The organism is Novosphingobium kalidii (genome assembly GCF_040534015.1).
GTDB lineage: Bacteria > Pseudomonadota > Alphaproteobacteria > Sphingomonadales > Sphingomonadaceae > Novosphingobium > Novosphingobium kalidii.
On the sequence record NZ_JBEWLY010000007.1, the window covers coordinates 18,088 to 32,760 of the forward strand.

Sequence of the window (14,673 nt, forward strand, 5' to 3'; positions counted from 1 at the left end):
GGGCGAGGAGGTGGCGCCGGTCAAGCCTTCAGCGCCTGAGAACCCTAGAGCGGGTTGCCGTTCTCGTCGCGGTAGATGTCGCGGCGGCCGACGTGGTTGGCAGGGCCGACGTAGCCGTCGTTCTCCATGCGCTCCACCCACTTGGCGGCGGTGTTGTAGCCCACGCCCATCTGACGCTGGAGCCAGGAGACCGACACCTTCTGGTTCTCGAAGACGAGGTGGCATACCTGACGGTACTTGCGCTCGTCGGGGTTGTCCGAAGCCGCGTCGATATCCTCGAAGCCGAAGCCGCCGTCTTCCGGCTCCTCGGTGACGGCGTCGACATAGTCGGGCTTGCCCTGGCCGCGCCAGAAGTCGGCGACCCCTTCCACTTCCTCGTCGCTGACGAAGGGACCGTGGACGCGCTTCACCGGGTCGGTGTTGGGCTTGTAGAGCATGTCGCCCTTGCCCAGCAGTTGCTCGGCGCCTTGTTCGCCCAGGATCGTGCGGCTGTCGATGCGGCTGGTCACGGCAAAGCTGATGCGCGTCGGCAGGTTGGCCTTGATGACGCCGGTGATGACGTCGACCGAGGGACGCTGCGTCGCCATGATGAGGTGGATGCCGGCGGCACGGCTCTTTTGCGAGAGGCGCTGGATCAGCACCTCGATCTCCTTGCCGACTGTGACCATGAGGTCGGCCAGCTCGTCGACGATGAGCACGATCTGCGGCAGCGTCTGGTAGTCGAGCTGGTTCTCCTCGTAGAGTTCCTCGCCGGTGTCGGGATCGAAGCCGATCTGAACCCGGCGTCCCAGCGGCTTGCCCTTGGCGGCGGCGGCGCGGACCTTTTCGTTGAAGCTGGCGAGATTGCGGACGCTGATCTCGCTCATCATGCGATAGCGCCGCTCCATCTCTTCCACGGCCCACTTGAGCGCGCGCACAGCCTTGGGCGGCTCGGTCACGACCGGCGAGAGCAGATGCGGAATGTCGTCGTAGCTCTTGAGCTCCAGCACCTTGGGATCGACCAGGATCATGCGGCACTGAGCCGGCGTCATGCGGTAAAGCAGCGAGAGCAGGATACAGTTGAGACCGACCGACTTACCCGAGCCGGTGGTGCCCGCGACAAGCAAGTGCGGCATGGTGGCCAGGTCAGCGACGACCGGCTCGCCTGCGATGTCCTTGCCCAGGATAATCGGCAGCATACCCTTGTGGCTGGCGAAAGCCTCGGACCCGACCATCTCTCGGAAGGACACCATCTGCCGATCGACGTTGGGAAGCTCGATGCCCATCACCGTGCGGCCGGGGATGGAGGATACGCGCGCCGAGATCGCGCTCATGTTGCGGGCGATATCGTCAGCCAGACCGATCACACGGCTCGCCTTAATGCCGGGCGCAGGCTCCAGTTCATACATGGTCACGACGGGGCCGGTGCGGACTGCGGTGATCTCGCCCTTGACGTTGAAGTCGTCGAGCACGGTTTCCAGCAGCCGCGCGTTGCGCTCCAGGCTAAGCTTGTCGATCGGTTTTTGGGAGCCCGGCTTCGGCGGAGTCAGCAAGTCGAGACCAGGCAGTTCGTACTGGTCAAAGAAGTCCTTCTGTCGGCCCGCCGATGCCAACTGCGCCGGAGGAGCAGGTCTGCTGGGGTCGACGATCTCAGGAGTCTTGCGAGGCTTTTCATCCGAAGCGCTGAGTGGCGGGGCGGGGGCGGCAACTGGGGTCTGCACGCGCGGCGTAGTCTCCGCCTTCTCACGCGACGGCACTCGCTCCAGCGCTTCTGGCACCGGCAGCGCATCCGCCACCCGGCCCAGCTTGCCCGGCAGTGAAAGCAGAATGCCCCAGTCGAACGCGAACACCTTTCCGGCCAGCGCGGTGCCGGTGAACAGACATGCCACAGCAATCCCGAAGATGGCCCAGCCCTGCAGCTGCTCCGGGAGGAACCCGGTGATACCATGCACGATCTTGGCCCCCAGCAATCCGGCGATACCGCCCATGGAAGCCGGCAGAACACCGCCAGGCTGGGTGAACCCAAGCGAGAGCACCGTGGCGATCAGCACCATCGCCAGCGCCAGCACGCCGACAGGACGCCACCAGCGCTCGTCGCTGGGCTCAACGCTGCCGTCTTCCTCCTCAACCAGTCGCCACAGCTTGCGTGCGAAAACATAAAGCAGCGGCACAAACAGGATGCACACCGGCCCCAGCAGCAGGAGCGCAAAATCCGCAAGCCATGCGCCTGCCGGCCCCATCCAGTTCTGCACTGCCCCATCTGCGGCGGCGGTGGATGTCGATGGATCCGTCTGGTGATAGCTGAGGATCGACAGGGCAAAGAACAGCATCGCCGAGAACAGCGTGATCGCGCCGGTCAGCTCGCTTGCGCGGCGCACGGAGCGCTTGAGGACGGCGCGCCAGTCCGGCTTGGCGATCCGCCGGCCGGGCGCGATGGGACGTGTCGCCATGTTCTGTAGGTACCCTAGGTTCGGCTGCAATAATGCGCGCTAGCGGGACTCGCCGTCAAGAATGGATCGGGAACAGTGGCTTGCAACGGTGTGCAAGACTCTCGATTGCCGCCCATCGGTTGGCACCGATTGCCTGCGCTCGGGCCGGGTTCATGCCGCCCAGCGCTATCACGGGCACGCGGGATCGTGCCGCCAAAAGTCTGTAGCGGATCGAGCCGAGCGTTGGCGCGCCGGGATGGGTGCGGGTCGAGAACACTGGCGATATTAGCACGGCATCCGCCCGCATGCGATTCGCATCGCCGATTTCCTTCAGCGAATGCGCGGTCACCAGCCGCAGAAGAGCGAGTCCTCGCGTCAGTCTCTTCGAAGAACCGTAGGCGCCTTGTGCCTTCCAGCGCCGTGCTTGCTGGGCCTCGTCCGCAAGCACCGTCAGGTGTCCATGTCGCCGGCTGATTTTCATGAGCGCGCGAAATCGGGCGCGTCGTTCCGGCAGTGGCAAGTGATAGTGGCGGAAGATGAAGCCGCTGCCGCGCGGCAGGCGGCGCAGCGCGGCTTCCAGGCGCTCGTCGATCCGGGCATCGCTGATGAGCCAAATCGCGGGCAAGCTGCAGGGCGGGTAGCGGTTGCGCACGCAGGCGCTATAGCAGCGCGCCATGGATCAGCCAGCCACACCCCTAGAGGATATCCGCACCCGCATCGCCAAGGCTTCCGCGCTCGCCGGGCGTGAACCGGACGCGACGGAACTGATTGCCATCTCTAAGACGCAGCCCGCTGAGCGGATCGAATCGCTGATCACGGAAGGGCAGCGCGTGTTTGGCGAGAACCGCGTGCAGGAAGCGCAGGCGAAGTGGCCGGCTCTCCTGGAGATGGGTCCGCGGATCCGGCTGCATCTCGTCGGGCAGCTTCAGTCCAACAAGGCCGATGACGCGGTGGCACTGTTCGATTGCATCCACTCGCTTGACCGGCCTTCGCTCGTGACCGGGCTAGCCAAGGCGATGGACAAGGCGGGCCGTCAGGTGCCCTGCTTCGTTCAGGTCAACATTGGCCAGGAAGAACAGAAGGGCGGCTGCCCTATTGCAGAGGTCCCGACGTTGCTGGCGCAGGCGCGGGAAGCGGACATTCCCGTCGTCGGCCTGATGTGCGTTCCACCCGCCGGTGTAGAGGCCGCCCCTTATTTCGCGCTGCTAGCCAAGCTGGCGGCGGACCACGACCTGCCGCGACTCTCCATGGGCATGAGCGACGATTTCGAGACCGCCGTCATGCTCGGAGCGACCCACGTGCGTATTGGGTCCGCCCTCTTCGGGAGTCGTAGCTAACTTTTCTGGTGGCCGGTAAGCTCGTTGCCGGAGAGCGTTACCACGTGGAGCAGGTTGGTCGAGCCTGGCACACCAAAAGGTACGCCCGCAAGAATCACCAGCCGCGAGCCAGCCCCGCCAAAGCCATGGCGTAGCGCCATGCGCTTGCCCTTGGCGATCATCTCTTCGAAGCTGCCGATGTCGCGCGTCGACACCGGATGCGCGCCCCACAACAAGGCCAGGCGTCGCGCCTTTTCCAGGCTGGGCGTTAGCACCAGCATCGGCGCGGAGGGGCGTTCGCGCGCAACACGTCGTGCCGAGATCCCGGACAGCGTGAAGCAGATGATGGCTTCGATCGGCAATGCATCCGCGATGCTGGCGCAAGCCTCTGATAGCGCGTCAGCCATGGTCGCATCCGGCGGGGTCTCGGTAAGGTGGATGCGCTCGCGATACGTCAGGTCCGCTTCCACCTGCACGGCGATGCGGTCCATGATCGTCACGGCTTCGACCGGCCACTGCCCGGCGGCGGTCTCGGCGGAGAGCATCACCGCGTCAGTCCCGTCGTAGACGGCATTGGCGACGTCGGAGACTTCAGCCCGCGTGGGGGTTGGGCGCTCGATCATCGATTCGAGCATTTGCGTCGCGACGACCACCGGTTTGCCGGCGAGACGCACCTTCTCGATGATGCGCTTCTGCAGCGGCGGGACTTCTTCGGGATTAAGTTCGACGCCAAGATCGCCACGGGCGACCATGATGCCGTCCGATAGCTCGATAATTTCGTCGAGGCTATCGATCGCGCTCGGCTTCTCGATCTTGGCCATGAGGGCGCCATGCCCGCCCATCAGCTTGCGCGCTTCGGCGACGTCTTCGGGCCGTTGAACGAAGGAGAGGCCGATCCAGTCCGCCTTATGCTGGATCGCAAATGCCAGGTCTCGCCGGTCCTTTTCGGTAAGAGCCGGAACCGGCACCAGCGTGTCCGGCACGTTCACGCCTTTACGGTCCGAGATCGGCCCGCCGACCTCAGCCGAGCACAGCAGCGAATCGGGTTCGGCCCGAATCACTTTCAAGCGCAGCTTGCCGTCGTCGATCAGCAGTCGCTGACCCTTCTGCAGAATACCGAAGAGTTCAGGGTGCGGCAGTTCGACGCGGGTATCGTCGCCCGGCTCCGGGTTGCGGTCAAGTGTGAAGTGCGCGCCGTGGCGAATGAACGCCGAGCCGTCGCGAAATTTGCCGACTCGCAACTTCGGGCCTTGAAGATCGCAAAGCACCGCGAGCGGGCGGCCGAAGTCCTTCTCCACCTCTCGGATCAATGCGATGGTTTTGGCGTGGCTTTCATGTTCGCCGTGGCTCATGTTCACGCGGAATGCATCGGCGCCCGCGCGAAGCAAGGCGGCGATGGTTTCCTTCGTGTTGCTTGCCGGGCCCAATGTCGCCAGGATTTTGGCCTTGCGCCTGCGGCGGATGCCCTTGTCAGTCTCAGTACGTGCCAATTGCTGCCTGCCGTGTTGCGATCGCAGGCCCATATGGCAAAGGGAGCATGACAAACCAAGGACGAAGGAGACGGAAATATGAATGAAAGCGATCCACTTGACGAGCTGGACGATGCTCAGGCCGCCGCCGCCTTCCGCCGACTGGTGCGCCACTTGCGCCACCGGCACGACGCGCAGAACATAGATCTGATGGGATTGTCCGGATTTTGCCGTAATTGCCTCGCAGACTGGATTCGCGATGCAGGTTACTCCGGCGACAAAGCCGCGGCACGCGAGCTGATCCACGGAATGCCTGCTGCCGAGTGGAAGGAGAAGCATCAGACGGAGGCGACTCCTGAGCAGCTCGCGCGCATGGAAGAGAGCCTCAAGAAGAACGCTGCCTCGCACTGAGCCCGGCTTTGCCCGCTTTCCACAGGGCTTCGCTTTGCTCAACCTAGCCGGTGTCGCTATGGGCGCCGACCAACGATTCACCGGAGCCCAAGTTTCATGGCCGAGACCACTGACGACCGCCTGCGCCTCCTGATCGAGCGCGTCGAACGCCTCGAGGAGGAGAAGAAAGGCATCTCCGACGACATTCGCGACGTCTATGCCGAGGCGAAGGCAGTGGGCTACGACGTCAAGATCATGCGCCAGATCGTGCGCCTGCGGAAGATGAAGCCGGACGACCGCAAGGAAATGGAAATGGTTCTCGATACCTATAAGGCTGCTCTCGGGCTGGGTTGATTCGGTGGGTGGCGCTCGGTCGCCGATGAGCTAGTCTGCGACTCTCAACCGGAGCAGGAGCGGTCATGATCGTCACCACCACCCCCACAGTAGAGGGCCGTCCGGTCCGCGAATATTTCGGCATCGTCACCGGAGAGGTGATTGTCGGCGCGAATGTCTTTCGTGACCTGTTCGCCAGCATCACCGATATCGTTGGCGGCCGCTCCGGCAAATACGAGCAGGTCCTCCAGCGCGCCCGCAAAGAGGCGTTGGAAGAGATGGAAAGCGAAGCAGCGAAGCTCGGCGGCAACGCGGTCGTGGGCGTCGACATCGACTATGAGGTGATCGGACAGTCCGGCTCGATGCTGATGGTCAGCTGCTCCGGCACTGCCGTTCTGCTGTAGCAGGCGGCCGTACAGAACACATCTGCGCAGGACTTGCGCGCTGGTGCTCGGCCGGATCTTTCGGTCGCCGGTTGCCCTCGCGCGCAGGGCTGTTGTAAGGGCGCCCATCCTCAAGCGAGCGCGCCGAAGCGCGGGCACAGACTACGGGCAGACCATGGCAGGCCATTCCAAGTTCAAGAACATCATGCATCGCAAGGGCGCGCAGGACAAGAAGCGCTCGGCGATGTTCTCGAAGCTCAGCCGCGAAATTACGGTGGCGGCCAAGATGGGCATGCCCGACCCGGACATGAACCCGCGCCTGCGCGCGGCGGTCAACGCGGCCAAGGCGCAGTCGATGCCCAAGGACAATATCCAGCGCGCGATCGACAAGGCCAGCAAGGGCGATGCCGAGAACTACGAGGAAGTGCGCTATGAGGGCTACGGCCCCGGCGGCGTCGCCATCATCGTCGAGGCGCTGACCGACAACCGCAACCGCACCGCGACCAACGTGCGCACCGCGTTTTCCAAGAACGGCGGCAACCTTGGTGCCTCGGGCGCCGTCAGCCATGGTTTTGAGCGTCTTGGCCTGATCGAGTACCCCGGCAGCGTCGGCGACGAGGAGAAAGTCCTGGAAGCGGCGATCGAGGCTGGCGCGGACGACGTCGAAAGCGATGGTGAGAGTCATTCAGTCTGGACCACCGTCGAAAACCTGCACGAGGTCGCCGGCGAGCTGGAGAAGTCGCTGGGCGAGGCTGAGGGCGTGAAGCTGGCTTGGAAGCCGAACCTCAAGGTCGACGTGGGCGAAGACAATGCATCGACGCTGTTCAAGCTGATCGACACGCTCGACGACGATGACGACGTGCAGACCGTCTGGGGCAACTACGAAGTGTCCGAAGAGGTCATGGAGAAGCTGGGCTAACGGTACTCCCGTAGAGGACCTCGGTTGCTCATTATCGGCCTCGACCCCGGCCTTGCCTGCACAGGCTGGGGCATCGTGGCCAAGTCAGGAAGCCGACTTAGCCACGTCGCAAATGGGCAGGTGAAGACCGACGCGGCTGCCAGCCTGGCTGAGCGGCTGGTTGTGCTGGACCGTGAACTCACCGACGTTATCCTGACGCACCACCCGGACAGCGGCGCGGTGGAGGAAGTCTTCGTCAACACCAACGCTCAGTCCACCCTGAAGCTGGGGCAGGCCCGCGGCGTCTGCCTTCTGGCGATCGCGCGTGCCGGCTTGCCCGTAGCCGAGTATGCGACGAGCCTCGTCAAGAAAGCCCTTGTGGGCACGGGGCGAGCGGAAAAGAGCCAGGTTCAAGCTATGCTCAAGATCCTGCTGCCCGGCGTGCAGCTGGCGGGGGCTGACGCGGCCGACGCTCTCGCGGTGGCGATCACCCATGCCAATATGCTGGGTAGCCACCGCTAAGAAAGAGCAGCAGATGGCGCGGGCTTGCCGGTGCTTGCAGCACCTGCCATAGGAACAAACCATGATCGCCCGTCTTTCCGGAACGCTTGAGGACTTCGGCCCCGACTGGGCGATCATTGACGTGCAAGGGGTGGGCTACCTTGTGCACTGTTCAGCCCGCACGTTACAGGCGCTGGGCATCCGGGGTGACAAAGCGGTGGTCTTCACCGACTTGCAGGTGTCGGAGAACGACATGCGCCTGATCGGCTTCGCTTCGGCGGGAGAGCGGGACTGGTTCCGCCTTCTCACTGCCATTCAGGGCGTCGGCAGCAAAGTGGCCCTGGCGATCCTCTCCGCCCTCACCACCGAGGAACTCCAGCGCGCCTGTGCCGGAGGGGACGCCGCCATGGTCGCACGCGCCAACGGCGTTGGACCAAAGCTCGCGACCCGGATCGTCAACGAGCTGAAGGATAAGGCGGGTGGTTTGCCGGTTAGTCCCGGCAATGCCGCTGTCTCAGCGCCAGCAGGCTCGGAAACAGCGGATGCTCTTTCGGCGCTGCAGAATCTTGGCTTCAAGCCCGCCGTAGCCAGCACTGCAGTGGCGCAGGCGGTAAAGGAACTGGGCGAGGGCGCAGGGCTGAACGACCTTGTTCGCGTGGCACTCAAGAAAGCGGCGGGGTGACTGTGCGCCAAGCGAGTTCTCAGTGGGGCCAGTTGCGGCCGCATGCGGATGGAGAGCCCGCGCAGGTCTCTGTGGGTCACTGCCTGACGTGGGAGCGGCGCAGCGGATCGGCTTTCGCCGCGCCGAGGTTGCCGTCTAGGCGGGGCCGAAATTGGGGACGGCCGCTATGACGGACAATCCCCTGCTCGCTTCCGCGCGCCAGCCCGAGGATGTCGACGCGGCGCTCAGGCCCAAGACGTTGACGGAGTTTGTCGGCCAAGCCGCGGCCAAGGACAATTTGCGCGTGTTCATCGAATCGGCCCGCTCGCGCCGCGAAGCCATGGACCATGTGCTGTTCTTCGGCCCCCCGGGGCTGGGCAAGACCACGCTGGCACAAATCGTCGCACGCGAACTCGGCGTGGGGTTTCGCGCCACCAGCGGCCCGGTAATTGCAAAGGCGGGAGATCTGGCGGCGCTGCTCACCAATCTCGAACACGGTGATGTCCTGTTCATCGACGAGATCCATCGACTTAATCCCGTGGTCGAAGAAGTGCTCTATCCCGCCATGGAAGACCGCGCGCTCGATCTCATCATCGGTGAGGGGCCTTCGGCCCGGTCTGTGCGGATCGACTTGCCACCGTTCACTCTCGTCGGCGCGACGACTCGTCAGGGCCTGCTGCAGACGCCTTTGCGCGACCGTTTCGGTATTCCGGTACGGCTGAACTTCTACACCGTGGCTGAACTCGAGCATGTCGTTAGCCGCAACGCTCAGTTGCTGGGTGTGGGGATCGACAAAGGTGGCGCCACTGAGATCGCGAGGCGCGCACGGGGCACGCCGCGCGTGGCTGGGCGGCTGCTGCGCCGCGTGCGAGACTTCGCGCACGTCGCCGGCAGCGAGCGTATCACGCGTGAGATCGCCGACGATTCGCTGACCCGCCTGGAAGTCGATGCGCTCGGCCTCGACGCGCAGGATCGCCGCTATCTGATGATGATTGCCGACATCTATCGCGGCGGGCCAGTAGGTGTGGAGACGCTGGCGGCAGGCCTCTCCGAGCCTCGCGACACGATCGAAGAGGTTGTCGAGCCGTACCTGATCCAGCTGGGACTTGTGGCTCGCACGGCTCGCGGGCGATGTCTCAACGATGCTGGGTGGCGCCACTTGGGCCTCGCGCCGCCTAGTGGCGGTCAGGGTGGTCTGTTCGAGGCCGGTGAAGGTTAACCGACGAAGTAATGTCTCTACGGTTTACACTAGTGATGCGGTTCAGTCCCGTTTCGACACAAGTGCAGGTTGCCGGGCATCAAGCAGCGCGGAATCTCCGTTTGGGACTGCAGAATCAAGGTTAACGTCGTTGTCCCGTTAAGCACTCTCTGCGTTCTCTATGGCAGATCGATGTGGTCGACCGGTTGTGCCGATCCATCCCGCGTCCGTCAGGAAATCAAGAAGAGAGCACCGCTTATGTCTGTCCGGATGGCCCTTGCAAAACTCTCCGCATGTGCGGCGGGCTGCGCTCTGATTGGCGGTGGCGCGGTCCACGTCGCTGAAACGCCTGCGAAGGAAGGGCAGTACCGCAAGGTCAAGGAGGTCAAGCAGGCCAAACCGGTGCGTATGGCCAGGGCGGAGCGGCCAAAGACAGTCAAGCGCGTGCGCAAGGTGATCAAGCGTACTTGCTGCACGCAGCCGCAAATGGCGATGGTGCCGCTGCCTCCCCCATACATCCCGCCCGCGCCTCCGATCATGCCCTCGGGTGGAGGCGGTGGCGCACCCGTCGTGATCGGCGGCGGGCCGCTTGGGGGCTTTGGAGGCGGGTTCTTCGGCGGGTTTTTCGGCGGAGGCGGCGGTGGCGGCGGTGGAAGCATCGTCATCACTTCGACGACCAATGGCGGAGGGCAGGGCTCATCTTCTTCCTCGTCCTCTTCGTCGTCCTCTTCGTCTTCCTCCTCCTCCTCCTCCTCGGGCGGACCAGGATCTACCACGACGACCACGACGACAGGGGGTGTGAGCACGACGACCTCCGGCAATGTCACGTCCACCACGTCGGGTAACGTCAGCACGACTTCAGGCAATGTGAGTTCGACCACGTCAGGTAACGTGAGCACAAGCACGACCTCGGGCAATGTGAGCACGACGACCTCGGGCAACATCAGCACTTCGACGACGACGTCGGGCAATGTGACAAGCACGACCACCACGACTTCGGGCAACACCACGACGACGACCACGACAAGCGGGACTAGCGGCACGAGCGGTACACCGGTTCCGGCGCCGCCCATGCTTATCCTGTTTGGAGCGGCAGCCGCGGTGGTCGCTGGACGGCGGAAGTGGATGCAAAGAGCGGCTTAACGCTGACACAGAAAGCGAACGTTGGAAGGCGGTGCCGTTCGGCGCCGCCTTCTTTGTTTTCGTGGCCGCCGTACTGAGCGGTCATCAAAGCAAAGGCCCCGTCTTGCACTTGGCAAGACGGGGCCTCTTTAGCATCAGTGATGCGTCGCCGGGATCAGGCGGCAAGCTTCCTCAGCACGTACTGCAGGATGCCGCCGTTCATGAAGTACTCGACTTCGTTGGCGGTATCGATGCGGCACAGCGCAGTGAAGGTGAACGTCGAGCCATCCCTGCGGGTGACTTCGACTTCGACGTCCTGGCTCGGCTTGAGATCGGCCACACCCTTGATGGTGAAGCTGTCGTCAGCGGTCAGGCTGAGCGTCTCGCGAGTCTGGCCGTCCTTGAACTGCAGCGGCAGCACGCCCATGCCCACCAGGTTCGAGCGGTGAATGCGTTCGAAGCTCTCGACGATGACCACGCGCACGCCCAGCAGGTTGGTGCCCTTGGCCGCCCAGTCGCGCGAGGAGCCGGTGCCGTACTCCTTGCCGGCGACCACGACCATCGGCGTGCCCTGCTGCTTGTAGCGCATGGCGACGTCGTACACCGGCAGCACTTCCTCACCGTAGCGGCTCATGCCGCCTTCGATGCCCGGGACCATCTCGTTGCGGATGCGGATGTTGGCGAAAGTGCCGCGCATCATCACTTCGTGGTGGCCGCGACGTGCGCCGTAGGAGTTGAAGTCCGCCTTGGCGACCTGATGCTCCATCAGCCACTGGCCTGCGGGGCTGTCAGCCTTGATCGAGCCGGCCGGTGAGATGTGGTCGGTGGTGATCGAATCGCCCAGGATGAGCAGCGGTTTGGCCTCGATGATGTCGCTGACCGGTGCCGGCGTCATCTCCATGCCCTCGAAGTAGGGCGGGTTGGCGACGTAAGTGGAACCGGCGCGCCAGGAGTAGGTCTCCGAGCCCGTCACGTTGATCGACTGCCAGTGTTCGTCGCCGCGGTAGACGTCGGCATAGCGGGCCTGGAACATCGCGCGGTCCATGCAGGTCGCAATGGTGTCGGCGATCTCGTTGTTGGTCGGCCAGATGTCGCGCAGGTAAACGGCTTCGCCATTGTTGCCGACGCCGATCGGCGTGGTGACGAAGTCCTCCACGACAGTGCCCTTGAGCGCGTAGGCGACGACGAGCGGCGGCGAAGCCAGGAAGTTCGCGCGCACGTCAGGTGAGACGCGGCCTTCGAAGTTGCGGTTGCCCGAGATCACCGCGCTGGCGACGAGGCCATTCTCGTTGATCGCCTTGCTGATCGGCTCGGCCAGAGGTCCGGAGTTGCCGATGCAGGTGGTGCAGCCGTAACCGACCAGATTGAAGCCGATGTTGTCGAGGTGCGCCTGCAGGCCGGCCTTGTTGAGGTAATCAGTCACGACCTGCGAACCCGGCGCGAGGCTGGTCTTGACCCAGGGCTTGGGCTTCAGGCCCAGCTCGTCCGCCTTCTTGGCGACAAGGCCGGCCGCGACCAGCACTGCGGGGTTGGAGGTGTTGGTGCAGCTGGTGATCGCTGCGATGACGACGTCGCCGTCGCCGATATCGAAGTCCTTGCCTTCCACGGCGACGCGGCTGGCCGTCTTCTTGTAGATCTTCTCCATGTCGGCGTTGAACACGTTGTCCACGTCGGGGAGCGAGACCCAGTCCTGCGGGCGCTTGGGTCCGGCGAGCGAGGGGACCACGGTCGACAAGTCGAGTTCCAGCATGCTGGAGAAGATCGGGTCAGTGCCGTTCGGCTCGATCCAGAAGCCCTGCTCCTTGGCATAAGCCTCGACGAGGTCGATCTGGTCTTCGTCGCGGCCGGTGAGGCGCAAGTAGTCGAGCGTCTTGTCGTCGATGCCGAAGAAGCCGCAAGTCGCGCCGTACTCGGGCGCCATGTTGGCGAGGGTGGCGCGGTCGGCGAGGCTCAGCGAGGCGAGGCCCGGGCCGAAGTACTCGACGAAGCGGCCGACGACGCCGTGCTTGCGCAGCATCGCGGTGCAGGTCAGCACGAGGTCGGTGGCGGTGACGCCTTCCTTCAGCTCGCCGGTGAACTTGAAGCCGACCACTTCGGGGATGAGCATCGAGACGGGCTGCCCAAGCATCGCGGCCTCAGCCTCGATGCCGCCGACGCCCCAGCCCAGCACGCCCAGGCCGTTGACCATCGTGGTGTGGCTGTCGGTGCCTACGCAGGTGTCGGGATAAGCGATCAGCTGGCCGTTCTGGTCCTGCGAGGTCCAGACCGACTGCGCGATGTATTCCAGATTCACCTGGTGGCAGATGCCGGTGCCCGGAGGAACGGCGGAGAAGTTGTCGAGCGACTTGGAGCCCCACTTGAGGAAGTCGTAGCGCTCCATGTTGCGCTGGTACTCGATCTCCACGTTCTCTTCCGCCGCGCGCGGGTGGCCGAACTCGTCGACCATGACCGAGTGGTCGATGACGAGGTTCACGGGAACAAGCGGATTGATCTTGCTGGTGTCGCCACCCAGCGCCTTGATGGCGTCACGCATGGCGGCGAGGTCGACGACGCAAGGCACGCCGGTGAAGTCCTGCAGCAGCACGCGCGCCGGGCGGTACTGGATCTCGCTGCCGGTGACCGGGTTCTTCTGCCAGTCCGCAATTGCCTGGATATGGTCGGTCGAGATGGTGAAGCCGCCGTCCTCGAAACGCAGCAGGTTTTCGAGTAGGACTTTCATCGAGAAAGGCAGGCGCGAGACGTCGCCCAGCTTTTCCGAGGCCTTCTTCAGCGAATAGTAGGCGATCTCCTTGCCGCCCACCGTCATGGTGCTGCGCGTGCCGAGAGTATCCTGTCCGACCTGGGTCATGTGGGCGTTTTCCCCTTTGGTGTTTTAGCCCGTCGCACAGCCCGGCATTCCCCCGTCCGTGCTGCAGTGCGACAAGCGGATTCGTCGGCCAGCCGATGCGCGCTTGGGGCCCTCAGGTCAAGGGCACGGACATCAGACTGCGGTCTGTTCGATATGCTCGCGAGCCGGGTTGCGCGTGCCGATCCAGCAGCCCAGCACAATCAGGATCGTGCCTGCCAGCAGGGCGGCACTCAGTTGCTCCTGAAAAAAGATCCAGCCGAACAGCGCCGCCCACACGAATGCGGTGTATTCGAGAGGAAGAAGCACCTGAGCCTCGGCGCGGGCATAGCCCCAGGCGAACAGCGCGAGCGCTATTGTCGCAAAGACGGCGCCGATCGCTATCAAACCGAGCACGTCCGGCGGTGGCGCCACGAGCAGCCATGGCGCGAACAGGCTGAGGATCATCGCCACGAACAGATTCTGGAACAGAGTAATTTCGACGGGCCCTGCAAGTAGCGCCTGCTTGCGCTGCAGCACCAGATTGACCGCGTAGAGAACAGCCGATGCGAGGACGGCAGCCACCCCCACAAGATCCTCGGAGCTGGCCTCATGCGTGCCCAAGCGGCTGCCGACGATTACCAAGACGCCGGCCAGTCCCAGTAGCGTGGCAACCGCCGCCTGCGCGCGAATTCTCTCACCCAGAAACACGGCCGCAAGGAAGAGCGCGATCAGCGGGGCGATGAACGAAAGTGCTATCCCCTCGGCCATGGGAATTCTTACGAGGCCAATGAAAAACAGCAGCGCCATGCCTGTGTTCACCGCGGAGCGGAGCGCATGCAAAGCCAGGACAGGGCGAGCCGGTAGCCGAGGCGTGGCAGCGATCCAGAAGGGCAGCATGATCGCAGTACCGATGATGTTGCGAAGCAGCAGGGCGGTGTAGACCCCCACCATCAGCGATGCGCCCTTGATCGCTGCGTCCATCGCGCTGAACGTAACGATCCCCGCGGCGACCGCGAGGACCGCCGGGAGGCTCGAAGGGGCAGGCGCTGAGGAAGACATGGAGCAGGCTTTTGCCTGTCCATGGACCGTGCGCAAGCCATTCATCGAACGCTTAGTGGTTGGTTCTTAGTCCCAATTCATCGCATAGTCAGGAGCAATGCTTGATGT

14 protein-coding genes are annotated in these 14,673 nt (G+C 63.9%); 8 read left to right on the forward strand and 6 right to left on the reverse strand.

Annotated elements, in window-relative coordinates:
* Positions 1–44 precede the first annotated feature (44 nt).
* Positions 45–2,429, reverse strand: a complete 2,385-nt coding sequence (locus ABVV53_RS01920) for a DNA translocase FtsK (RefSeq protein ID WP_353982631.1) — start codon at positions 2,427–2,429, stop codon at positions 45–47.
* A 55-nt stretch (positions 2,430–2,484) separates the two neighbouring features.
* A complete protein-coding gene (locus ABVV53_RS01925) occupies positions 2,485–3,084 on the reverse strand; it encodes a thiamine phosphate synthase (protein ID WP_353982632.1) in 600 nt (199 codons plus the stop codon).
* Here ABVV53_RS01925 and ABVV53_RS01930 point away from each other — a divergent pair.
* On the forward strand, positions 3,083–3,745 hold the full coding sequence (locus ABVV53_RS01930) for a YggS family pyridoxal phosphate-dependent enzyme (protein ID WP_353982633.1): 663 nt from the start codon (positions 3,083–3,085) through the stop codon (positions 3,743–3,745). The two genes, ABVV53_RS01925 and ABVV53_RS01930, sit on opposite strands and share 2 nt — an antisense overlap.
* Here the strand turns inward: ABVV53_RS01930 and pyk are convergent.
* Entirely contained in the window at positions 3,742–5,247 is a 1,506-nt protein-coding gene (pyk, locus tag ABVV53_RS01935; RefSeq protein ID WP_419956734.1) for a pyruvate kinase, read from the reverse strand. The two genes, ABVV53_RS01930 and pyk, sit on opposite strands and share 4 nt — an antisense overlap.
* A gap of 45 nt (positions 5,248–5,292) precedes the next feature.
* On the opposite strand from pyk, the gene ABVV53_RS01940 reads away from it, so the two are divergent.
* The 7 genes from ABVV53_RS01940 (at position 5,293) to ruvB (ending at position 9,578) form a co-directional block, all read left to right on the forward strand.
* Positions 5,293–5,604 carry a DUF1244 domain-containing protein gene (locus ABVV53_RS01940; protein ID WP_353982635.1) on the forward strand — a complete coding sequence of 104 codons (312 nt, stop codon included), beginning with the start codon at positions 5,293–5,295 and terminating at the stop codon, positions 5,602–5,604.
* Positions 5,605–5,700: 96 nt separating this feature from the next.
* Positions 5,701–5,937 carry a DUF2312 domain-containing protein gene (locus ABVV53_RS01945; RefSeq protein WP_353982636.1) on the forward strand — a complete coding sequence of 79 codons (237 nt, stop codon included), beginning with the start codon at positions 5,701–5,703 and terminating at the stop codon, positions 5,935–5,937.
* Positions 5,938–6,002: 65 nt separating this feature from the next.
* Positions 6,003–6,320: a heavy metal-binding domain-containing protein gene (locus tag ABVV53_RS01950; protein ID WP_353982637.1), complete on the forward strand. Its 318-nt coding sequence runs from the start codon at positions 6,003–6,005 to the stop codon at positions 6,318–6,320.
* A gap of 154 nt (positions 6,321–6,474) precedes the next feature.
* Positions 6,475–7,218 carry a YebC/PmpR family DNA-binding transcriptional regulator gene (locus tag ABVV53_RS01955; RefSeq protein ID WP_353982638.1) on the forward strand — a complete coding sequence of 248 codons (744 nt, stop codon included), beginning with the start codon at positions 6,475–6,477 and terminating at the stop codon, positions 7,216–7,218.
* Positions 7,219–7,242: 24 nt separating this feature from the next.
* Positions 7,243–7,719 carry a crossover junction endodeoxyribonuclease RuvC gene (ruvC, locus tag ABVV53_RS01960; protein ID WP_353982639.1) on the forward strand — a complete coding sequence of 159 codons (477 nt, stop codon included), beginning with the start codon at positions 7,243–7,245 and terminating at the stop codon, positions 7,717–7,719.
* Between the two features lie 61 nt (positions 7,720–7,780).
* Positions 7,781–8,380, forward strand: coding sequence for a Holliday junction branch migration protein RuvA (gene ruvA, locus ABVV53_RS01965; RefSeq protein WP_353982640.1), 600 nt, complete (start codon positions 7,781–7,783; stop codon positions 8,378–8,380).
* A 166-nt stretch (positions 8,381–8,546) separates the two neighbouring features.
* The gene (gene ruvB, locus ABVV53_RS01970; RefSeq protein ID WP_353982641.1) at positions 8,547–9,578 is read left to right on the forward strand and encodes a Holliday junction branch migration DNA helicase RuvB; all 1,032 of its coding nucleotides are present in this window, start codon (positions 8,547–8,549) and stop codon (positions 9,576–9,578) included.
* Positions 9,579–9,787: 209 nt separating this feature from the next.
* Here the strand turns inward: ruvB and ABVV53_RS01975 are convergent, their stop codons facing one another.
* The 3 genes from ABVV53_RS01975 to ABVV53_RS01985 form a co-directional block, all read right to left on the reverse strand.
* Positions 9,788–10,630 carry a hypothetical protein gene (locus ABVV53_RS01975; protein WP_353982642.1) on the reverse strand — a complete coding sequence of 281 codons (843 nt, stop codon included), beginning with the start codon at positions 10,628–10,630 and terminating at the stop codon, positions 9,788–9,790.
* A 224-nt stretch (positions 10,631–10,854) separates the two neighbouring features.
* Positions 10,855–13,527 carry an aconitate hydratase AcnA gene (gene acnA / locus ABVV53_RS01980; protein WP_353982643.1) on the reverse strand — a complete coding sequence of 891 codons (2,673 nt, stop codon included), beginning with the start codon at positions 13,525–13,527 and terminating at the stop codon, positions 10,855–10,857.
* 132 nt (positions 13,528–13,659) lie between these two features.
* Complete coding sequence (locus tag ABVV53_RS01985; protein WP_353982644.1) at positions 13,660–14,565, reverse strand: DMT family transporter; 906 nt, start codon at positions 14,563–14,565, stop codon at positions 13,660–13,662.
* Between the last annotated feature and the right edge of the window lie 108 nt (positions 14,566–14,673).